This is a genomic window from Sphingomonas leidyi (genome assembly GCF_011761945.1).
In the GTDB taxonomy this organism is placed as follows: Bacteria; Pseudomonadota; Alphaproteobacteria; order Sphingomonadales; family Sphingomonadaceae; genus Sphingomonas; species Sphingomonas leidyi.
Window position 1 is genome coordinate 164,874 of the sequence record NZ_JAASQV010000003.1, and the last position, 19,426, is coordinate 184,299.

General features: G+C 66.9%; 20 protein-coding genes. 3 read left to right on the forward strand and 17 right to left on the reverse strand.

Going from position 1 to position 19,426, the window contains the following annotated elements:
• The first annotated feature begins 91 nt into the window (after window positions 1-91).
• Window positions 92-226: an entericidin A/B family lipoprotein gene (locus tag FHR20_RS16115; RefSeq protein WP_167300656.1), complete on the forward strand. Its 135-nt coding sequence runs from the start codon at window positions 92-94 to the stop codon at window positions 224-226.
• A gap of 54 nt (window positions 227-280) precedes the next feature.
• Here the strand turns inward: FHR20_RS16115 and tatC are convergent, their stop codons facing one another.
• The 8 genes from tatC to argS all read right to left on the reverse strand — a co-directional run bounded on the left by tatC (window position 281) and on the right by argS (window position 6,963).
• Window positions 281-1,069, reverse strand: coding sequence for a twin-arginine translocase subunit TatC (gene tatC, locus FHR20_RS16120; protein ID WP_167300657.1), 789 nt, complete (start codon window positions 1,067-1,069; stop codon window positions 281-283).
• On the reverse strand, window positions 1,066-1,626 hold the full coding sequence (tatB, locus tag FHR20_RS23175; RefSeq protein WP_167300658.1) for a Sec-independent protein translocase protein TatB: 561 nt from the start codon (window positions 1,624-1,626) through the stop codon (window positions 1,066-1,068). The genes tatC and tatB overlap by 4 nt, the downstream gene beginning before the upstream one ends.
• Before the next feature lie 56 nt (window positions 1,627-1,682).
• Window positions 1,683-1,916: a twin-arginine translocase TatA/TatE family subunit gene (locus FHR20_RS16130; RefSeq protein WP_086130383.1), complete on the reverse strand. Its 234-nt coding sequence runs from the start codon at window positions 1,914-1,916 to the stop codon at window positions 1,683-1,685.
• Window positions 1,917-1,988: 72 nt separating this feature from the next.
• A complete protein-coding gene (scpB, locus tag FHR20_RS16135) occupies window positions 1,989-2,594 on the reverse strand; it encodes an SMC-Scp complex subunit ScpB (protein WP_167300659.1) in 606 nt (201 codons plus the stop codon).
• Window positions 2,591-3,325: a segregation and condensation protein A gene (locus tag FHR20_RS16140; protein ID WP_086130381.1), complete on the reverse strand. Its 735-nt coding sequence runs from the start codon at window positions 3,323-3,325 to the stop codon at window positions 2,591-2,593. The genes scpB and FHR20_RS16140 overlap by 4 nt, the downstream gene beginning before the upstream one ends.
• A 58-nt stretch (window positions 3,326-3,383) precedes the next feature.
• Window positions 3,384-4,391 carry a beta-N-acetylhexosaminidase gene (nagZ, locus tag FHR20_RS16145; protein WP_167300660.1) on the reverse strand — a complete coding sequence of 336 codons (1,008 nt, stop codon included), beginning with the start codon at window positions 4,389-4,391 and terminating at the stop codon, window positions 3,384-3,386.
• A gap of 112 nt (window positions 4,392-4,503) precedes the next feature.
• Complete coding sequence (locus FHR20_RS16150; protein ID WP_167300910.1) at window positions 4,504-5,229, reverse strand: SPOR domain-containing protein; 726 nt, start codon at window positions 5,227-5,229, stop codon at window positions 4,504-4,506.
• 9 nt (window positions 5,230-5,238) lie between these two features.
• A complete protein-coding gene (gene argS / locus FHR20_RS16155) occupies window positions 5,239-6,963 on the reverse strand; it encodes an arginine--tRNA ligase (RefSeq protein WP_167300661.1) in 1,725 nt (574 codons plus the stop codon).
• A 181-nt stretch (window positions 6,964-7,144) separates the two neighbouring features.
• Here argS and FHR20_RS16160 point away from each other — a divergent pair, with 181 nt between their 5' ends.
• Complete coding sequence (locus FHR20_RS16160; RefSeq protein WP_167300662.1) at window positions 7,145-7,798, forward strand: TetR/AcrR family transcriptional regulator; 654 nt, start codon at window positions 7,145-7,147, stop codon at window positions 7,796-7,798.
• A 4-nt stretch (window positions 7,799-7,802) separates the two neighbouring features.
• On the opposite strand, the gene FHR20_RS16165 is transcribed toward FHR20_RS16160, so the two are convergent.
• From FHR20_RS16165 to FHR20_RS16195, 7 genes are all read right to left on the reverse strand, one after another.
• A complete protein-coding gene (locus tag FHR20_RS16165; protein WP_167300663.1) occupies window positions 7,803-8,228 on the reverse strand; it encodes a hypothetical protein in 426 nt (141 codons plus the stop codon).
• A gap of 79 nt (window positions 8,229-8,307) precedes the next feature.
• Complete coding sequence (locus FHR20_RS16170; protein ID WP_167300664.1) at window positions 8,308-9,279, reverse strand: poly(ethylene terephthalate) hydrolase family protein; 972 nt, start codon at window positions 9,277-9,279, stop codon at window positions 8,308-8,310.
• 244 nt (window positions 9,280-9,523) lie between these two features.
• Window positions 9,524-10,627, reverse strand: coding sequence for an acyltransferase family protein (locus FHR20_RS16175; protein WP_167300665.1), 1,104 nt, complete (start codon window positions 10,625-10,627; stop codon window positions 9,524-9,526).
• Window positions 10,628-10,768: 141 nt separating this feature from the next.
• Window positions 10,769-11,491 (reverse strand): GDSL-type esterase/lipase family protein, encoded by a 723-nt coding sequence (locus tag FHR20_RS16180; protein WP_167300666.1) that lies wholly within the window; start codon window positions 11,489-11,491, stop codon window positions 10,769-10,771.
• 137 nt (window positions 11,492-11,628) lie between these two features.
• A complete protein-coding gene (locus FHR20_RS16185; RefSeq protein WP_167300667.1) occupies window positions 11,629-12,741 on the reverse strand; it encodes a hypothetical protein in 1,113 nt (370 codons plus the stop codon).
• Between the two features lie 65 nt (window positions 12,742-12,806).
• Complete coding sequence (locus FHR20_RS16190; protein WP_167300668.1) at window positions 12,807-13,964, reverse strand: DUF1501 domain-containing protein; 1,158 nt, start codon at window positions 13,962-13,964, stop codon at window positions 12,807-12,809.
• A gap of 5 nt (window positions 13,965-13,969) precedes the next feature.
• A complete protein-coding gene (locus FHR20_RS16195; protein WP_167300669.1) occupies window positions 13,970-15,529 on the reverse strand; it encodes a DUF1800 domain-containing protein in 1,560 nt (519 codons plus the stop codon).
• Between the two features lie 226 nt (window positions 15,530-15,755).
• Between FHR20_RS16195 and FHR20_RS16200 the strand changes: the two genes are divergently transcribed.
• The gene (locus FHR20_RS16200; RefSeq protein WP_167300670.1) at window positions 15,756-16,031 is read left to right on the forward strand and encodes a hypothetical protein; all 276 of its coding nucleotides are present in this window, start codon (window positions 15,756-15,758) and stop codon (window positions 16,029-16,031) included.
• A 49-nt stretch (window positions 16,032-16,080) separates the two neighbouring features.
• On the opposite strand, the gene FHR20_RS16205 is transcribed toward FHR20_RS16200, so the two are convergent.
• Both FHR20_RS16205 and FHR20_RS16210 read right to left on the reverse strand, forming a co-directional pair.
• The gene (locus tag FHR20_RS16205; protein ID WP_167300671.1) at window positions 16,081-17,247 is read right to left on the reverse strand and encodes a deoxyguanosinetriphosphate triphosphohydrolase; all 1,167 of its coding nucleotides are present in this window, start codon (window positions 17,245-17,247) and stop codon (window positions 16,081-16,083) included.
• 55 nt (window positions 17,248-17,302) lie between these two features.
• Window positions 17,303-19,426 carry a peptidase domain-containing ABC transporter gene (locus FHR20_RS16210; protein ID WP_167300672.1) on the reverse strand — a complete coding sequence of 708 codons (2,124 nt, stop codon included), beginning with the start codon at window positions 19,424-19,426 and terminating at the stop codon, window positions 17,303-17,305.

A 19,426-nucleotide genomic window follows, 5' to 3' on the forward strand; every position in this document is an offset into this window, starting at 1 on the left:
TCCCAGATACTTGCTGCGCGAACGGAACGTTTGCGGCGACCTGTGCATTGGTCCTGCGCCCCCAATGGGGCCAGTATTCTGGAGAGTGAAGATGCGTAAGATCATCGCCTGCGCCGCGCTTGCCGGCGCGATGCTGGTTTCGGCCTGCAACACGATCGAAGGCATGGGCCGGGACGTTTCCTCGGCCGGCGACACGGTCGCCAAGGCCGCGGACAACGCCAAATAACCAGCATCCCAAGGCGGAAGAAGAACCCCTTCCTGACGGGAGGGGTCTTTCATGTCAGGCCTCGGCTGGCTCCACCTCGTCCTCGGCTTCGGGTTCGGCTGCCGGACGGCGGCGGCGTGTGAACCAGATCGCCGCCAGCGACAGGAAATAGAGGCCAACCAGCGGGATCGCGAGCAGCAGCTGCGAACCGACATCCGGCGGCGTCAGCACCGCCGCGATCGCGAAGGCGGCGACCACGGCATAGCGCCAGGCGCCCTTGAGCTGTTCGTAGGTGACGATTCCCGCCCGCTCGAGCAGCATCAGCAGCACGGGCAACAGGAAAGTGATGCCGAACGCGAACAGGAACTGCATCACGAAATCGAGATATTTCTCGGCCTCGGGCAATGCCTCCTGCTTGACGCCGCTGTTGCCGAGATCCCCCTGATACCCGAGCAGGAAGTGCAGGGCAGTGGGGATCGCCACGAAATAGGCCAGCGCGGCACCGCCGATGAACAGCACCGGCGTCGCCAGCAGGAAAGGCAGCAGCGCCTTTTTCTCCCGCCGGTAGAGCCCCGGCGCGACGAACTGCCACAGCTGGGTCGCGATCACCGGGAAGGACAGCATCATCGCCGCGAAGAACGCCACCTTGAGCTGGACGAAGAAAGCCCCGAAGACCTGCGTGTAGATGATCTTCTTCTGTCCGGCTTCCGCGAGCGGATGGACCAGGATGCTGAGCACTTCCCGCGAGAAATACATCGAGGCGGCGAACGTCACCAGCAGCGCGGCCACGCAGTAGAGCAGGCGGCGACGCAACTCGATCAGATGCTCGAGCAGCGGCTGCTGGGTATCGTCGATGTCCCTCATTCGGCGGCCTCGGCCGGCGGAACCGCGTCAGGCTTGCGGGTGCGCGGCTTGGCGGCAGGCTTGCCTGCCTCAACCGGAGCGGTTGCGCCGGCGGCGGAAGCCTTGCGCGCCCGGGGCTTCGGCGCGGGCTTGACGATCTTCTCGGCGGCCGGGGCCTCGACCGCCGCGGCGGGCGCCTTGCGGGTGCGCTTGGGCTTGGGCTTGGGCTTGGGCGCGGAGACGCCGGGCGTCTCGCCGGTGATCGCGGGCTGCTCCACCATTACGGGCGGCGCATCCTCGGCAAGATGATGCACCTCCGCCGCGGGCGCGGGAAGCGCCGCCGGCGGATGCTCGGACATGATGCGGGCATTCTCCTCCGCCCATTGCTTCTCCAGCTCGGCCAGCTCCGCCTCCCGGACCATGGCATCGAACCCCGAGCGGAACTGGCGCGTCACCGCACGCGCCTTGCCGAACCATTTGCCCACGAAGCGCATCGCCTTGGGCAGATCCTTGGGCCCGATCACGAGCAGCGCCACAATGGCGACGACCACGAATTCGGGCGCGTTGAAATCAAGCATCGATCAAATCGCCAGAAGCGGCCCCCGGCGCCCTGAGCCGGGAGCGGCGCGGAAGTTCAGAGCTTCTCTTCACGCGCGGCCTCGGCCTCGCGCTGCACGGTAGGCTCGGGAGCCGCCTTGCCTTCGATGCGGGTTGCCGGCTTGTCCTCTTCGTCTTCGGACATGCCCTTCTTGAACTGCTTGATGCCCTTGGCGACGTCGCCCATCATGTTCGAGAAGCGACCGCCGCCGAGCAGGAGGATCGCGATCAAGCCCAGCACGAGCCAGTGCCAGATGCTGCCCATACCCATAACAAATCTCCTTGATTCAAGCTCTATCTAGGCCCCGCGCGCAGCAGCGGCAATGGCCAACGCGGGAGCGCCCTATTCGTCGTCTGTGACAGTTTCGCTTTCGGGTGCCTCGGCGGCGTCGCTTTCGCCCAGCACCTCCATGGCGAGGTCGACCGGATCGAGCAGTCCGGCAGCCTTCAGATCGTCGACCCCCGGCAGGTCGCGGCGGCTGGAAAGGCCGAAATGCGTGAGGAAGCCGCCCGTGGTGGCATACATCAGCGGCCGTCCCGGCACTTCGCGGCGGCCGGCCGGGCGCACCCAGCCCGCCTCCATCAGCACGTCGATCGTACCCTTGGAGATCTGTACGCCGCGGATCGCCTCGATCTCGGCGCGAGTCACCGGTTCGTGATAGGCAATGATCGCCAACGTCTCGATGCCGGCACGGCTGAGCTTGCGGCTCTCCTCCCGGTTGCGGCGCAGCAGATGGGCAAGATCGGCCGCGGTCTGAAAGTGCCAGCGGTCGCCGCGGCGGACCAGCTCGATCCCGCGCCCGGCATACAGGGCCTCCAGCGCGGCGAGCGCGCCGCGCAGGTCGATCTCCGCGCCGACATGGGCGCGGATCTCGTCCACGGTCATCGGGTGCTCGGAAGCGAACAGCACGGCCTCCACCGCGCGCGAAGCTGCGTCCTCGGGAGTCATCCGGCGGCCTTGAGATAGAGGGGCGCAAAGGCCGATTTCTGCCGCAGCTCCACCCTGCCCTGCTTGGCCAGCTCGAGCGCGGCCACGAAGGACGAAGCGAGCGCCGACTTGGCATAGGGCCCGGTCGCGCCTTCGGGAAGGAAGGACTGGAGCGTGCTCCATTCGATCCGCGTGCCGATCAGTGCCGAGACCCGCTCGATCGCCGCCTCCAGCGTCATCACGTCGCGGTGCGCGACCACATGCATCACCGGCCGGGTGCGCGCGCTGATCCGGCCATAGGCGGCGATCAGGTCGTAGATCTCGGCTTCCCAGCGCGCCTTGCGCAGCACCCGTAGTCCCTCCGGCGCACCACGGAAGAAGTTATCGCGCCCGGTGCGGTCGCGCGCCATCAGCCGGGCACCGGCATCGCGCATGGCGTTCAGCCGCTCGAGGCGCAGCTGCAGGCGCAACGCCAGCTCCTCGGGGCTCGGCGTCTCCTCGGGGTTGCGCGGGAGCAGCAGCGCCGATTTCAGATAGGCCAGCCAGGCGGCCATCACGAGATAGTCGGCAGCCAGCTCGAGCCTGAGTTCGCGCGCCTGGTTCACGAAATCGAGATATTGCTCGACGAGCTGGAGGATCGAGATCTGCCGCAGGTCCACCTTCTGATTGCGTGCGAGCGCGAGCAACAGGTCGAGCGGCCCTTCCCAGCCGTCGATGTCGATCTTCAGGGTGTCGGGTGTCTCGACGTCCATGCCGGGAATTAAGCAGGTCGGAGCGGCGGTGTCATCTCCCTCCGAAGGGAGGGAGAAGTCACGCCAGCGCCAGCAGCGCGTCGCGCCTGGCGATCAGTTCCGCGAAGTCCGCCTCGGGTTCGTCCGCGCCGGTGGTCGCCATCGCCCGGTCGAGCCGCTCGATGCACATCGGCGTGGCGTCGGGCAGCAGGCCGGAGATCTCGACCATCTCCTCCATTCGCGCCCAGCAATCGAGCACCACGTCGCAGCCTGCCGCCAGCGCCTGCGCTGCCTTCTCGCCCGGCGTTCCGGAGAGGGCCTTCATATCGATGTCGTCGGTCATCAGCAGGCCGTCAAAGCCGATGCGGCCGCGAATGATCTCGCCGATGACCCTGGGCGAGAGCGTGGCGGGGCGCTCGGCATCCCATGCCTCGAACACCACATGGCAGGTCATGCCCATCGGCGCATGCCTGAGCGCGTGGAACGGCGCGATGTCGGCCTCCAGCGCCGCCGCATCGGCGCGCACGCGCGGCAGCTCGAGATGGCTGTCGACCAGCGCGCGGCCATGGCCCGGCATGTGCTTGACCACGCCGACCACGCCGCCCCGGCGCAACCCCTCGACACAGGCCTGTCCCAGCGCCGAGACCCGCATCGGCTCGCCGCCAAAGGCGCGGTCGCCGATCGCCTGGGTCACTTCGGGCGTGACGACGTCGAGCAGCGGCGCGCAATCGACGGTCACGCCCACTTCGGCGAGCATCATGCCCAGCGCATGATAGTTCGCCCGCGCCGCCTCGATCGCCGAGACGGGTGCGACGTCATAGAGCCTGCCGAACCTCTCGCCCGCCGGGAAGGCCGGCCATTCGGGCGGCACCATCCGGCTGACCCGGCCGCCTTCCTGGTCGATCAGGATCGGCAAATCGGCCCGGCCGCTCAGCTCGCGCAGGCTCTCGGTAAGCGCGCGCATCTGGTCGCGGCTCTCGCAATTGCGCTTGAACAGGATGTAGCCGAGCGGATCGGCGTCACGGAAGAAATCGCGCTCTTCGGCCGTGAGCGACAGGCCGGATACGCCGAAGATTACGGGCTTCATGGAAGCGTCTTAGCGGAGCCGGAGGCGCCGGATAAGCCCCTCCCCCGACATCGGTCATGCCTGCACGGCATGACGTGCCGTCAGCAGGACCGCAGGGCGCGGCGCCCGGCCGTCAATTCGCCACGTAGCAGCTCTCGCCCGCCACCTTGAGCTTGCCGCAGAGCTCCTTCGCCTGACCGTTCGAGCCGGCATTCACGCGCAGGCGGAACACCGACTTGCCGTCCTTCTCGCCGCGCTCGACCGATTTGCCCAGCGGCGCGAGATAGGAGAAGCGCTTCGACAGGCGCGCCCAGGCGGCATTGGCGCCGCCTTCATCCGGAAAGGCGCCGAGCTGGATCAGCGCGCCCGCGCCACCGGCCTGCGGAGCAATCGCCGGCACGCGCCTGGGCTGGGCCTCGGTCTTGGCAACGGCCGCGCTCGAGGGGATCGCGACCTTGGCATGCTTCTCCCCGGTCAGCGTCGGCGCCTTCTCCGTCACCTTCTTGCCGTCCACCGGCGCCTCGGGAAGCGCGCTGGTGTCGATGCTCGAATTGCCGCTGTCGCCCTGGCTGGTGGCGAAGACGGTGTCCCCCTCCCCATCCACCTTCATTCCGCCGGGTTCGTCGGGCTTGACCTTGTAGTCGCCTTCGGGCGCAGCGATCAGCTCGCCATTGCCGACCAGGCTCTTCTGCTTCTGGTACCAATAATAGCCGAACGCCCCCGCGCCGAGCACGGCGAGGAGCAGGACGACGAGCAGCAGGAGGCGACCGAAGGATGGCCCCTCGCGATAATCCTCCTCCACCGTCTCCAGCCAGGGAAGGCGATCGTCATCGCCGAATCCGGCCTCCCCCCCACGCATGCTCATTCCTTACATCTCCTGGACAGCCTCGACGCCCATGATGCGGAGGCCGTTACGCACAATCTGCCCAATCGAGCGCGCCAGATAAAGCCGCGCACATGTCAATGCCGGTTGATCCGGAATCAGGAAGCGGCGGCTCGCATCGTCCTTGCCGAGATTCCACAGGCTATGGAGCTCAGCCGCCAAATCATAGAGATAAAAGGCAATTCTATGCGGCTCGCGCGCCGATGCCGCTGCCTCGACGATCCGTGGGAACTGCGCGGCGGCCTTAACCAGCCGAAGCTCCTGTGTATCAAGCAGAGACAGATTCACATCGGCACAGGCGATCCCCGCCTCCGCGGTGCGCCGCTGGAGCGAAGCGACGCGGGCATGCGCATACTGGACGTAGAAGACCGGATTGTCCTTCGACGCCTCCACCACCTTGGCGAAGTCGAAGTCCATCTGGGCATCGGCCTTGCGAGTCAGCATGGTGAAGCGGACCACATCCTTGCCGACTTCCTGGACGACATCGGCAAGCGTCACGAAATTGCCCGCGCGCTTCGACATCTTCACCGGCTCGCCATCGCGCAGCAGGCGGACCATCTGGACCAGCTTCACGTCGAACTTGGTCTCGCCGCCGGTGAGCGCCTGCACCGCGGCGACGATGCGCTTGACGGTGCCCGCATGGTCGGCGCCCCAGATGTCGATCAGCGCGTCGGCGGACTGGGCCTTCTGGAAGTGATAGGCGAGATCGGCACCGAAATAGGTCCAGGCGCCGTTCGACTTCTTGATCGGCCGATCCTGGTCGTCGCCGAACTGCGTCGAGCGGAACAGCGGCAGCTCGACCGGTTCCCAGTCCTCGGGCGTCTCGCCCTTGGGCGCTTCGAGCACGCCGTCATAGACATAGCCGCGCGCGCGCAGCCACGCCTCGGCCTGTTCCGGCTTGCCCGCGGCCTGGAGCTCGGCCTCGGACGAGAACAGGTCGTGATGGATGCCGAGCAGCGCCAGATCGGCCCGGATCATGTCCATCATCGCGGCGACCGCGACCTTGCGGAAGAGCACGAGCCACGCGCTCTCCGGCGCACCGACATAGTTGTCGCCGAACTCCGCCGCCAGCTTCGCGCCGACCGGCTTCAGATAGTCGCCCGGATAGAGGCCTTCGGGAATCTCGCCCACATCCTCGCCCAGGGCTTCCCGATACCGAAGATGCGCAGAGCGGGCGAGCACGTCGACCTGGCCGCCCGCGTCGTTGACATAATATTCCCGGATCACCTTGTGCCCGGCGAATTCGAGCAGGGAAGCGAGCGCATCGCCCACCACCGCGCCGCGGCAATGGCCCATATGCATCGGGCCCGTCGGATTGGCCGAGACATATTCGACGTTCACGGTCGTGCCCGCGCCCATGGTGGAGCGGCCATATTCGTCGCCGGCATCGAGGATCGCCATCAGCTCGCCGCGCCAGGTCGCGTCGGTGAGCGTCAGGTTGATGAAGCCGGGGCCCGCGATCGAGACCGAGGCGACTTCGTCCAGCTTCTCCAGCTCCGCGCCGATCTTCTCGGCCAGCGCACGCGGATTGGCGCCCGCCGGCTTGGCGAGGACCATCGCGGCATTGGTGGCCAGATCTCCATGCGAGGCGTCGCGCGGCGGCTCGACGGTGACCGCACGTCGCTCCAGCCCCGCAGGCAGGTCACCGGCGAGGACGAGCGCATCCAGAGCGAGGTTCAGATGCGCGGCGAAGCGTGCGTAGAGCGTCATTCAGGGTTCCAGTGGTTGCGGAAGCGCGCGCCTTAGCGGATGCGGCCGAAACTGCACAGCCCCCGGCCGAACTTCACTGTTCTCGCGCCCTGCGGGGCGGCGCGTGTTGACGGACCTTGCCGCGAGCCGCCAAATGGGCTGCTTTTGCCGGAACCGGCGATCGGGAAGGACGTAGGACAAGGTGGCGGCAGCAGCTTCGGGCAGCAAGCGTCGGACACAGGCGGAACGCACTGCGGAAACGCGGGAAGCGCTGCTCGATGCCGCGATAGGATTGCTCTACCGCAAGGGCTATAGCGGCACCTCGACCGAAGCGATCGCGGAGGAAGCCGGCGTGACCCGCGGTGCGCTCCACCATCATTTCGGCACGCGCGTCCAGTTGATGGCCGATGTGATCGGGACCGTCTACGAGCGCGAGAAGCGCGCCTATGAACGGATCGCGGCAGACACCGGCCGCGGCGCGCGCCTCTCCGACTGGCCCGAAATGCTCTGGGAAGTGCTGAGCAGGCCCTCCGGCCTGGCCGTGCTCGAGATACTCCAGGCATCGCGCAGCGATCCCGAGCTGGCCGAGTTGGTCACGCCGATGCAGGCGAAGGTGGAGCAGATGTCGCTCGAAACCATCAAGCAGCAGTTCGGCAGCGGAGAGGATGGCGACGTGCTCGCCGGAATCCGCCTGTTCGTCTGGGCCGTGCGCGGGCTGTCGATCGCGCAGGTCCTTGCGCCGAACCCCGCGGAGATGCGGCGCTCGATCGATTTCCTGCGGCTGCTGATCGACGGCGCGACGAGCGCGGGCGTCATCGACTCGCGGGGGCGCCCGGTCGCGTTGCCGAACGGCTGACGGATCAGGGAACCGGCTGCCCCTCCCGGCAGACCGCGGCGATGTTGGCGAAGTCCTTCGTCCCGTCGTCGGTCGCGAGCATCTTCAGATGCCCCAGCCATACGAAGCGCCTGAACACGGGGTCCCGCGCAGTCCGCTTCTCGCCACAGGCGATCTGCGGGGCGTCCCGCCGAACGACGACATCGCGCAGCTCGGCCCGCGGGTCTTCCATCGATGCGAGGATCGCGGTTTCCACCGCCGATCGCGGCTGCGGCGCCGGCGCGGCGGGTTCCACCATGGGCACCGGCGCCGGAGTGGGCGCAGCGTCGGCCGGCCGCACCACGACCGCGCCGGCGTCGGCCGCAACGGGCGCGCTTCGCGGCCATGCGAAAAATCCGGCAATTGCCGCCGCTACGACCAGAATCGCGACGATGCAGTAGGTACGAACCATGTTCCTGCCTTCCATGGATGGGGGTTGGCCGCGCGCCGCCCGGACCGCGGCGCGCGACCAGAAGTTCAGGGCCGGAGGCTCAGGGAATGTTCGAGACGCGCCCCGTCCAGGCATTCGCAGTGAAGAACTCCCCGGTGCCGTTCTTGAACGCGGCGCCCGCGACCGCATCGCCCTTCAGCTGCCAGGCGAGCCAGGCGGTGGGGAAGCCCATATAGCCATAGACGCCGTTGGCGCAGGCCTTGAGGAAACCCAGCACGCCGCATCCCGGGGTACCGGTGATGTCGTTGTGATTCGCGCCCTTCAGCAGGCCCTTGGCCTTGAGCATCGTGCCCGGCGTGGCGTTGTAATAGGCCGTTTGCGAATTGAGCTGGGTGCCGCCGCTCTGCGTATCGGGGGCGATAAGGCTGTCCGCCGTGCCACTCACATAGAAGATCGACCCCGAACCGTCGGTCAGCGTCGGCGTGAGCAGGCAATTGTCCGCCGGATTGCACCAGTTCTGGTTCGGCAGCTCGAACGTCACCGTCGTGGTGATCGCTCCGTTCGAGTGGAACATCGCATTGGCGGCGCCCGATGCCCCCTGCGAATGGCCCGCCGCGCCGACATGCGCGAAATCGATGCGGTGATAGAAGGGGCTGGACGGGCTCGCTTCCTCGGCCCGCATATAGGCCAGCGAATCCAGCACGGTATTGCCATAGCCCGTCTGCTGGTCCCGCGTCGCCACGACGACGAAACCCCAGCTGGCCAGGTGCTTCAGCCAGTTGGTGTAATTGTCCGGCGTGGAGCCGGTGCCATTGGCCCAAACCACCAGCGGCAGGCGGGCGTTCAGCGATGCGATGTTGGACGGATAGAAGACATCGCACTGATTGCCCTTGGAATCGCAGGGTGCGGCGGAGCGCGTCGTGGTCGTCGCATAGCTGCCATTGGCGTAATATTGCGTCTCCACCGGGCCGGTCGGCGCGTTGGGGACCGATTGCGCGGACGCCGGCAGGACGGCGGCGAGCGCCGTGGCGGAAACCAGCATGGTACAGATCGCTCGGGATAGTCTCGTCATCTGCCTCTCCTTGCGCTTGTTGTTCTTCTCCTTCGAACCGCGTCGATCGCGCGGCTCGTCCGCACGGAGAGGCGGGCGGGAAACTGGCTTGTGCATGGCGCACCGGCCCATGGCCCGGATGCGCAACTGGTCCTCCCCGATCGCCGGTCTCCGCCGGTAGCGGCAGCCTAGGCGTACATTTACATGCAATCAAGAACGTATGTAAGTTGCACAGGATGCCGTTCCCGAGGTTCGCGGCAGCGGCCTATTCGGTAGCGGCCGCGCGCAGCCTTGCCGGATTGACGCCGTTGAGAAGCATCGCGGCGAGCGGGAAGCGCCGGACGATCAGGCGATGCACCAGATAGGAGAGCCAGCCCGACGATCCCACGAGCAGCAGATAGGAGACATAGGGATCGAGCCGCAGCGGATCGAGCAGCAGGTCGAGCGCCAGGATGATCGGGAAATGCACCATGTAGATGGTAAAGGCCGCGTCCGATACCCGCCGGAACAGCGGCGGCGTCGCGCGCATCGCGACCGTCGAACGCAGGATCAATACGGTGACCGCCGGGGGACAAAGGCAGGAAGTCACCACGTTGAGCGGGCTGGCCGGGCCATCGAAGAGTCCCTTCCCGCCCCCGGGCAGCAGCCGCGAGGCCAGGCAAAGCGCGAACACCGCCGCCAGCACGGTAAAGGCCGGCCCGGTACGCGCGGTCACATGGCGGAACAGCGCGGGCGAGCCGGCCATGATCACGCCGAATGCATAGAGCGGTGCATAGCCCAGCACCTGGTGGACCGCCCAGACCGGCTCGGCCAGCGCCCCCGCGACGCTTGCCAGCCGCGCGACGAGAAGGACGCCGACGGTCGCGACCACGCCCACCGCCAGGACGATCAACGTCACCGAGGGGCGATCGCGCTCCACCCATCGATCGATCCGGGCGAAGACCGCGTGCCTCTGGTCGGCGCGAAAGAGCCAGAAGGTGATCGGAGCAAAGGCGAGCAGATCGACAAGGAACCAGAAATGCCACCAGCCAAGCTCCGGCAGCGCCGGCATCATCGTGCCGAACGCATGCCAGCTGATGCAGGCGCTCATCAGCGGAGCGAGCAGGAGCAATCCGAAGCACATGGGAATGCCGATCTGGAAGCTCCGGCGCGCCAGCCAGGGATCGGCGCCATGCTTGCGGATAGCGAGCAGGCTAAGCAGCCCGGCGATTGCGAAGAAGGCGCCCATCCGGAAATTGGAGGATGTCTTGGCGATCAGCACGAACACGGGCCGATCGATCTCCTGCACGGTGGTGGCATGCAGGAATATCCCCGCCAGCATCAGCAGCGCGCGCCAATTGTCCAGGCCGGCAATCCGCTCGCTTCGCAAACTCGCCCCCCGGTGCAACTGCGGATGCAGTCGACTGGAAGTTGGCTAGATCAAATTGCTTAATCAGCCGTTCCTTGCGGCAACGAAACGGTATGAATACTGTCGTAACCTTCGTCGCAGGGCATCGACAGGCATCCGGGTCTACGAAACTTCCTTATGGCATCGTTGCAGGACGGCGTGGGGCAGTTTCTCGTCCAGTGCGTGGCGCAGCGCGATCGTCCAGCGCCGATAGCCTTGGTCGTTCAGGTGCAGGCCGTCCTCGCTGTAGAAGGGCCCCGGCCGCCCCTGCTCGAGCAGCAAGGGCACGATGTCGACATAGGTGACGTCCGGCCGCTGCCCGGCAATCGTCCGCGCGGCCATGTTGTACCGATCCTGCTGGGCGCGCTGATCCCAGCGCAGGGGGCTGGGCTTCAGTGAGATGACGAACACCGGCGTCTGGCCGAACAGGCGGGACTTGATGGCGAGGAACTCGCGCAGATCCCCCACCGTCTCGTCCACCGAGCGGCCGAAGGCGAGATCGTTGTCGCCGGCATAATAGACGATCGCCTGGGGCGCGCGTTTCGCCTGATCGTTCGCGATGTGGAGGTTGATCTCCGCCATCGTGGCGCCGCCCATGCCGCGATTCTGCGCGATCCAGGGCTTGAGATCGTCCTGAAGCGAGGACCAGCGGCTCATCGTCGAGCTGCCGACGAACCACAGCACGCATGCGCCCTGGCGGTTCGACGCCCCGGGCAGGGGCTGGCGCGCCAGGACCCATTGCCATCCGCCGAAGATGACCGTGAACACGGTGAGCGCGAGCGCGCACTTGCCAAGCGTAGCGAGCGCGATGCGCAAGGGTCCGGGCGATCGGGGCGACAGCGGCACTCTCAGTCCTCAACGCTTGATCGGCGCATATTGTGGCATGAAGGTTAAAGCCGGGTTTTCCGGTAGGCCCGCGATATCAACGCTTTATCCAGGCCCGCCTTTCATGGGAAGACAGCCCCCAAGGCCGGATCGGCGTTTCACGCCGCGCGGCCGCGATGCGCCAGGAACTCGCGCTGCACGGCACGCCCGCCGAACTGGAGCGCGTGCTGGAGGAACATCAGATGGAGTTGGGTGCGCTCCTCGCCGGGATCGGGATGCTGCTCGCCGCTGGATCCCGGGCGACGATGCTCGCGATAGCGGTCGAGCAGCATTTCGAACTCGCGATCGGAGAGCAGCCACACCGACAGCTGGCCACGCGTCGAGACGACGTCCTGGAACATGAGCTTGTCGCTCGCCTCGAGCAGTTCGATCGCGTTGCGGCGTTGCGTGCGGTTGCTCCAGAAGCTCCAGTTGCGGACCACGGCCCGCTTCTCGCGGACTTCCATGATCAGCTGCTCGGTGAGGCGATCATAGGCAAGGCGATTTTCCACCGTCCGCGCGTCGAGGATGCGGGCGCTGCGCTCGGCGCTGTCGGCGACATGCTCGCACAGGAGGACCCCGCCTACTTGCGGGCCGAAATCATGCTCGTCGACGAGCACCGGCATCGCGCGGGGCAGGCCATGATGCGCGAGTGCGTCGGCCACGCCCTGATGGACGCGCAGATAGAGCCACCACAAGGCGATGACGAAACCGGCATAGTCGCGCGGCAATGCGTCACTCGGAACAGCATGCCGACCCGGATAGGCGCGGATCGCGCCGTCGAGCAGCGCGAGGCCACGGCATTCGAGCGAAGTCTCGATCTCGACAAAACATCCCTGCCAGGGCGTGGCATGGCCTTCGGAGGCTTCCAGCAGCGCCGCGCGGCTGGCAGTGGAGAAGGCGAAGCTGCCATCGTCATAGAGCGAGACTTCGAAGCCGGGGCCCTCGCCTTCCCAATGGCCGGTCAGGTCGATGCCCAGCGCGGTACAGCGGCTGCCCTTGCGGTCCATCGCAAGGATATCGGCATGGACGCGTTCCCAGCCGACGATCTCGACGCTTTCGCGCATGCTGGCGCGGCACAGCGGCGCGAAGGCGGAGGGATGCTCCTCGAGAAGCATGGCGAGCTCAGTCTCGAGCGCGGCGAAATCGAGCGCGCGGATCAGCCCCGCAAAATAGCGATCGAGCGCGCGTCTCCCCTCGCCGGTCGAGAGTATCTGCTCCAGTTCGGTCATGCCACCCACGCCTTGCTGCCGGAAATCCGGGCGAGCGATAGCGTGGATGGCCTAATGGCTGGTTGTCAGGCCCGCACCAGGTCCTGGATCGGCCGCGCCATCTGCACCTCGGGGAAGAGCGTGCGTGCCGCGATCTGCGGAGTCAGGTCGAAATGCGCGGCGAGCGTGGAGCCGATCACCGTATCGAGCCCCAGCGTCGGCTTCAGGTCGCGATCCTCGTAGAGCGCCGCGTCGGCGAGGCCCGGCCAGTCGGCGACCACCCGCCCCCCGTTTACGGCGCCCCCCATCAGCATCGCGACCGATCCGGTGCCGTGATCGGTCCCCTGCGTGCCGTTGACCTTGACCGTGCGGCCGAACTCCGTGGCGACGAGCACCACCGTGCTGCTCCACAACGGGCCCAGCCCCTTCTGCAGCGCGCCGACCATCTGGTCGAGACCGTTGAGCTGGCCCGCCAGCCGGCCGCGCTGGCCGGCATGCGTGTCCCAGCCGCCGGTCTCGATCATCGCGATCCGCGAGCCGTTCTCGGCCGACAGCATCTTGGCGGCGAGGTCGCCCGTGGCGGCGGCGTTGCGGCCATTGTCCGACGCGAGATCGCTGGTGAGCATCCTGGTGGCCGTCGCCTGTTCCCAGATGCCGTGGAGCTGGGCGTCGCCCTGATACATCTGGGTGACGCGCATCAGCAGGTCGTCCGAGGCGTCGGGCAGCGCCGAAGGGGCATAGCTTGCCACTTCCACCGGCCCGCGCAGCGCCAGCGGCACCGTGGCGGCGAGTGCGATCGCCTTGTCGTCGGCGGGCAACAGCGTGAGCAGCCGGTTCAGCCAGCCGTCCTTGACCTGATAGGCGGAGGTCCCGCCGGTCTCGAGCACATTCTGCCCGTCGAAATGCGAACGGTCGCGATAGGGCGAGGCGACGGCGTGCAGGAACAGCGCCTGTTTCGCGCCATAGAGGCCGTGGATGTTCTTCATCGACGGATGGAGCGCGAACATCGAGTCCAGCTTCGGCGCCGAGGCGAAATCCTGGGCGAGCTGGCCACGCTGGCTCGCATAGGCGGGGTCGCCCACCGGCGCTACCGTGTGCAACCCATCGGCGGCACCGCGCTGGATGATGAAGACGAAGCGCCGGTCGGTCGCCGCACGGGCGAAGGCCATGCGGGCGCCGAAGGTGGAGGCGAAGACGGCCGAGGCGCCAAGGGCGACGAAGCTGCGACGGGAAAGTGCGGTCATCGGGCTTACCTCCGCATGAATTCGGGCGAGACGAGCATCAGGGCGAGGCCCTGGCCCGGGCTTTCGGCACGCGCGATCGACTGGGCGGTGCCGGTGCTCAGCGTGCCGGGGAAGAGTTGCGCGGCGCGCTGCCGCGCATCGATCGTATCGCGCGCGCGCTGCGCCATGCGCTCGGCAGCCTCGACTCGCCGCATCACTGCATCGGGCCCGGCCCAGGCGCCGGCGACATCGTCCCAGCCCGCCGGCGACCCCGGCTTCCAGGTCGGCTGGCCAAGCTGGCCCAGCAGCCCGTTGACCGCATTGGCCTGGACCTGCTGCGTGCCGAGCGCCCGCAGCGCCGAGATCGACCATTCCCAGGGCGATTTGAACTTGGCCGGCTGGGGGGACCAGCATTCGGGCGAGGCGATCAGCGTGCGATAGACGGTCGGCAGATCGCCGCCCGAGCTCAGGAACGCCTTTTCCAGCCGCGCGACCAGCGGCGCGGGAGGATCGTCGCTGGCGAAATGCCGGGCGAGCTTGGTCGCGATGTGCTTCGCGGTCGCCGGATGGGTGGCGAGATGGTCGAGCACCGCAGCCGCCTGCGCCTCGCCTTCCTGCGTCCATTGCCTGCCCAGGATGGTGCGGGTGCCCGGCTCGTGCAGCCGCGGGGCAAAGACGAAGCTTCCAGGCTCGCCATCGGCGGTGCCGGCATAGCGCGCGCCGGCGCCGCGGCCGAGGCCCGCCACGGTGAAGCCGGTCATCGCCCGCGCGAACTCGGTCACGTCCGCCTGGGTATAGACGGTGCGCACGCCGAGCGTGTGGAGTTCCATGATCTCGCGTGCCAGGTTCTCGTTGAGCCCCGCGCGCTGCCGCGCCTGCCGGCGGGCGGCGAGCTGGCCGGCGGGGCTGTCGGGGCCGATCGACACCGCCTGATCGAGATAGAGCAGCATCGCCGGATGGCGCTCGACCGCATTGAGCATGTCGCCGAACCGGCCCATCACATGCGGGCGGATCGCCTCGAACTCCATCGTGCCCGCCAGCCCGACCAGTTCGAGCTTGTCGGCCGAGACGGCGAAATGGTTCGCCCAGAAATGGACGAGCCGCTCGGCGAAGGGGGTGGGCGTGGCGATCGCGCTCAGCGCACGGGCGGAGACCATGCTCACATAGACTTGCTGCTGCTGGCGCCGTGCCTCGCGCCGCGCCAGCATCGCGGCGTCCTCGCCCTGATAAGGCGCGGGCTGCATGCCGGCCTGCATCGCCGGCGCGGCGGATTGCATGTCCTGCATCGCCCCGCCCCCTGCCATGGGCGGCTGTGCGCTCGCGGGCTTCGCCGGCCCGGCCGGCGATTGCGGCGGCAGCTGCCGGTTGCGCGGGCCCTCGGCCTGGCGAATCTGCCGCTGGCGTTCGTAGAAATCGGCGAGATCGCGCGCCACCTGGGTGCTCGGCACCTGTGCCGCGATCGTCTGCGGGCGCGGATCGAAGCCCGCGATCTGCCCGGCGAGCCATTTGCGGGGATCGGCCCCGGCGTCCTCGCCCGGCCTGGCACCGAGACCGAAGCGATTGAGCGCGATACTGGCGTCCGACATGCGACTCCCCTGTCCGTTATGTGTCCGGGTTACGCGCAAAGTGTCGCAGAAGTTTGCCACAGTTGCGGTTCGACATCGCCTTTCGTCCCTTGTTCGCGTGCATACTCTGCAACTGGTGCCAGTCTCCTTTGCGATTGCCGGATTTGCCGCATCGCAACATGCTTCGACGCAAGAACAGAACAAACCGGATGCCGGTCTGGCTCCTGATCAATCAAGGAGAAAGATCGTGTCGAAGTTCCTCTTTGCGGCTGCCGCCGCCGTCCTGACCTTCACTGCCCCGGCCGCGATCGCCGGCGAGCGCAGCTTCACCCATGAAGGCGTGACCTATACCTATTCGATCACCACGAAGGACAAGGCCCAGGTCCTTGCCGGCCGCACCAGCAAGGGCGGCGAATTCCGCCTGAACGTGAAGAACGGCTGGGTCGAGGGCTATGTGAACGGCACGCGCGTCTCGTTCCGCGCACCCAGGGAAAGGACGCCGGCGCAGATCGCCGCGCGCTGAACCGGAGCGCCGCAAGGGCCGGAACGGCGACGCTCCGGCCTTTCGCGCGTCAGAACCCCTCGGGCAGATCGATCGGGCCGACCCGTTCCCTGTAGCGCGCAATGGCGTAGCGATCGGTCATCCCGGCAATGAAGTCGGCGATGTGGCGGCCGCGGGCAGGCTCCTCGACGGGCAGTGCCTCGGTCCATTGCACGGGCATCAGCGACGGATCGGCGCGATAGACATCGAACAGCCCGGCCACCACCGTGCCGGCCGCCTCCGCCGCGGCGAGTTGGCTCGGATGGTGGTAGAGATTGCCATACATGAAGCGCTTGAGGCCGCGTTCGGCTTCGCGCATTCCGTCGGAGAAGTGCGCGAGCACCCGGCCCGCCGCACGGACGTCCGCCACGGTCTCCACGCCGCTCTCGGCGATACGGGCGCGCGTGGCGCCGATAAGGTCGTTGACCATCGCGCCGATCTGGGCGCGGATCAGCTCGCTTATCAGGCGACGGCGCTCGCAGCCGGGGAATTTCGCCTCCACCTCGCGCCAGCCCGCGGCGATCATCGGCACCTCGAAGAGCTGGTCGAGCTGGAGCAGCCCGGCACGCAGCCCGTCATCGATATCGTGATTGTCATAGGCGATATCGTCCGCGATCGCCGCGACCTGGGCTTCGAGCGAGGGCCAGCTCGTCAGCTCCAGCGGGAACGCAGCGTCCGCCTCGGCCAGCGCCCATTCGGGGTGATCGATCGGGCCATTGTGCTTGGCGAGCCCCTCCAGCGTGTCCCAGGTGAGGTTCAACCCGTCCCAGGCCGGATAGGGTCGCTCGATCGCGGTAAGCGTGCGCAGCGTGTTGCCATTATGGTCGAAGCCGCCCTGCCCGGCCAGCGCCGTGCCCAGTGCCTTTTCACCGGCATGGCCGAAGGGCGGATGGCCGATGTCATGCGCCAGGCAGAGCGCCTCGGTCAGGTCCTCGTTGAGCCCCAGGGTCCGCGCGATCGCCCGGCCGATCTGCGCGACTTCCAGGCTATGGGTGAGCCGCACGCGGAAATGATCGCCATCGGGCGCCATGAATACCTGGGTCTTGTGCCGCAGGCGCCGGAAGCTGATCGAATGGATGATCCGGTCGCGATCGCGCTGAAAGGCATCGCGCGGCCCCCGCGCGGTGCCGCCGGGCTCAGGATGGAGGCGGCCGCGGCTGGCTTCGGGCATGGAGGCCCAGGGGGAGATCGCTTTCACGCCTGGGCTCCTATCAAACCCGGCCACACCCGTCATCCCGCGCTTTGCCCGGATCCTACAAGGGCCCGCCCCCCTCCGACGCGCGCGGATCGACCAGCTTGCCGCCTGTCATCAGCAGGACCCGTTCCGCCGCTTCGATGGTTTCCCTGCGATGGGCGATGACGATGCGCGTGATGCCCATGGCCCCGATTGCCGCATTGACGGCATGCTCGTGCGCCATGTCCAGATGGGCGGTGCCTTCGTCCAGGATCAATATCCTGGGTTGGCGATACAGCGCCCGGGCAAGAAGGATGCGCTGCTTCTGCCCGCCCGAAAGCGTGGATCCCATATCGCCGACCAGGGTTTCATACTGCATCGGCATTCGCATGACGTCTTCGTGAATCGCCGCCATCATGGCCGAGGCGATTACGCGCTCCATGTCGATCCCGTCGTCGAACAGCGCGATATTGTCCGAAAGCGTGCCCGCAAAGAGGCTGTCCTCCTGCAAGACGGCAGCGACCTGGTTGTGGAAACTCTTGTAGCCGAAACGCGAGAGCGGCATCCCATCGACCAATAGCTCGCCGCTGTCCGGCTCCACCAGGCCGAGCAGCAGCTTCGCCAGCGTCGATTTCCCGCCACCCGAAGGACCGGTGATCGCGATGTGTTCGCCCTGACCTATCTTCAGGTCGACGCCGTCGAGAACGGCCGGATCGGAAGGCGAGTAGCGATAGAACACCTCCCGCAGCTCGATATTGCCCTTGAGCGGCGTCTCGATATCGGCGCCGACGCCGAAGCTGCGGTCTTCGTTCGAAAGCGCGATGTCCGACAGCCGTTCGAGATGAAGGCCGAGCATCTTGAACGCGATGCCTTGATCGATCAGCCCGGCGGCCTTTTGAATGAACTGCGTCTTGTAGGCCATATAGGCGAACACCATGCCAAGGCTGAACCCGGCGCCGTCGACGACGAAGCCGATGGCAAGCCAGATCGTGACGATGTTCTCGATGCCGAAGATCAGCAGGTTCGCCGTCGATTGCCAGATGGCGATCCGGGCAACCCGGACATTGGCGTTGACCGCATCCGTAAGGCGTGTCTGCCACAAGGCATGGCGAAAGGCTTCCCGCCCGAACAGCCGCAGCGTCGTGATGCCGCGAATGGTTTCGATAAGGGTCGTCTGCTCCTTGCCGTTGCTGATGATCGCGGCTTCCTGAGCCTCGCGCTCGAAGGAGAAGGACACTAGCCGAACCACGCCATAGAGGCCGAACGCCACGGCCGAGACGAAAGCGAGCAGCGGGCTGTACCAGACCATCAGCGCCAGGGTCAGGGTCGCCATCAACCCGTCGACGATAGCGGCGACGGCACCCTGGGTGAGCATATTCTGGATCGGGGTGATGGACTGGAAGCGCGAGAGGATATCGCCGGTATGCCGCTTCTCGAACCAGTCGATCGGCAAGCGGAGCAATCGACGCGCGACGTTCGACGCAAGTCCGTAGCCAAGTGTCGTGCCCGCGATCATGAGCACGAACGAACGCAGCAGGGATGCACCGGCATTGATGAGCGTGAACAGCCCGAAACCGAGCGCCAGCACCGCCAACAGGTCCCGATCGAGCGCGGGCAGGACATTGTCGACCGCCAGCTGCATGTAATAGGGCGAGGCCAGCACGAAGATCTGCAGCACGAGGCTTAGCACGAGCACCTGGGCGAGGGCGCGCTTCATCCCGGTCATGCGCCGCCAGAGTTGCGGAAGTCGCAGTCGCTCGCGCTGGCTGCCGGCCTGGAAGTTCGCGCCGGGCCGCAGTTCCAGCGCGACGCCCGTGAAATGCCCGGAAACCTCCGCCATCGACAGCCAGGACGACCGGCCATCCGGGTTATGGACGAGGGCCTTGCCCGCGGTCACCCGTTCCAGCACCACATAATGGTTCATGTCCCAGTGCAGGATGCAGGGGACATGGAGGTTGGCGAGTTGCTCCAGCGGCAGCTTCACTGCGCGCGGCGTAAGGCCGATCTTGTCAGCAAGACCGATCAGCGAACGAAGCGAGGCACCGCGCAAACTGGGCGCGAAGCGGCGACGCAACGTGCCCAGATCGACGTCCAGGCCGTGATAATTGGCTACCATCGCCAGCGAGGCGAGGCCGCATTCCGCGATCTCGGTCTGGCGCACCAGGCGCACGCGCGAACGGCTTAGAAAGCCAAGATCAAGCAT

Bases quoted from the DNA above. Each gene is read 5' to 3' on its own strand.
- FHR20_RS16115 (WP_167300656.1), top strand. From the start codon at position 92: ATGCGTAAGATCATCGCCTGCGCCGCGCTTGCCGGCGCGATGCTGGTT.
- tatC (WP_167300657.1), bottom strand. From the start codon at position 1,069: ATGAGGGACATCGACGATACCCAGCAGCCGCTGCTCGAGCATCTGATC.
- tatB (WP_167300658.1), bottom strand. From the start codon at position 1,626: ATGCTTGATTTCAACGCGCCCGAATTCGTGGTCGTCGCCATTGTGGCG.
- FHR20_RS16130 (WP_086130383.1), bottom strand. From the start codon at position 1,916: ATGGGTATGGGCAGCATCTGGCACTGGCTCGTGCTGGGCTTGATCGCG.
- scpB (WP_167300659.1), bottom strand. From the start codon at position 2,594: ATGACTCCCGAGGACGCAGCTTCGCGCGCGGTGGAGGCCGTGCTGTTC.
- FHR20_RS16140 (WP_086130381.1), bottom strand. From the start codon at position 3,325: ATGGACGTCGAGACACCCGACACCCTGAAGATCGACATCGACGGCTGG.
- nagZ (WP_167300660.1), bottom strand. From the start codon at position 4,391: ATGAAGCCCGTAATCTTCGGCGTATCCGGCCTGTCGCTCACGGCCGAA.
- FHR20_RS16150 (WP_167300910.1), bottom strand. From the start codon at position 5,229: ATGCGTGGGGGGGAGGCCGGATTCGGCGATGACGATCGCCTTCCCTGG.
- argS (WP_167300661.1), bottom strand. From the start codon at position 6,963: ATGACGCTCTACGCACGCTTCGCCGCGCATCTGAACCTCGCTCTGGAT.
- FHR20_RS16165 (WP_167300663.1), bottom strand. From the start codon at position 8,228: ATGGTTCGTACCTACTGCATCGTCGCGATTCTGGTCGTAGCGGCGGCA.
- FHR20_RS16170 (WP_167300664.1), bottom strand. From the start codon at position 9,279: ATGACGAGACTATCCCGAGCGATCTGTACCATGCTGGTTTCCGCCACG.
- FHR20_RS16185 (WP_167300667.1), bottom strand. From the start codon at position 12,741: ATGACCGAACTGGAGCAGATACTCTCGACCGGCGAGGGGAGACGCGCG.
- FHR20_RS16190 (WP_167300668.1), bottom strand. From the start codon at position 13,964: ATGACCGCACTTTCCCGTCGCAGCTTCGTCGCCCTTGGCGCCTCGGCC.
- FHR20_RS16195 (WP_167300669.1), bottom strand. From the start codon at position 15,529: ATGTCGGACGCCAGTATCGCGCTCAATCGCTTCGGTCTCGGTGCCAGG.
- FHR20_RS16210 (WP_167300672.1), bottom strand. From the start codon at position 19,426: ATGCTTGATCTTGGCTTTCTAAGCCGTTCGCGCGTGCGCCTGGTGCGC.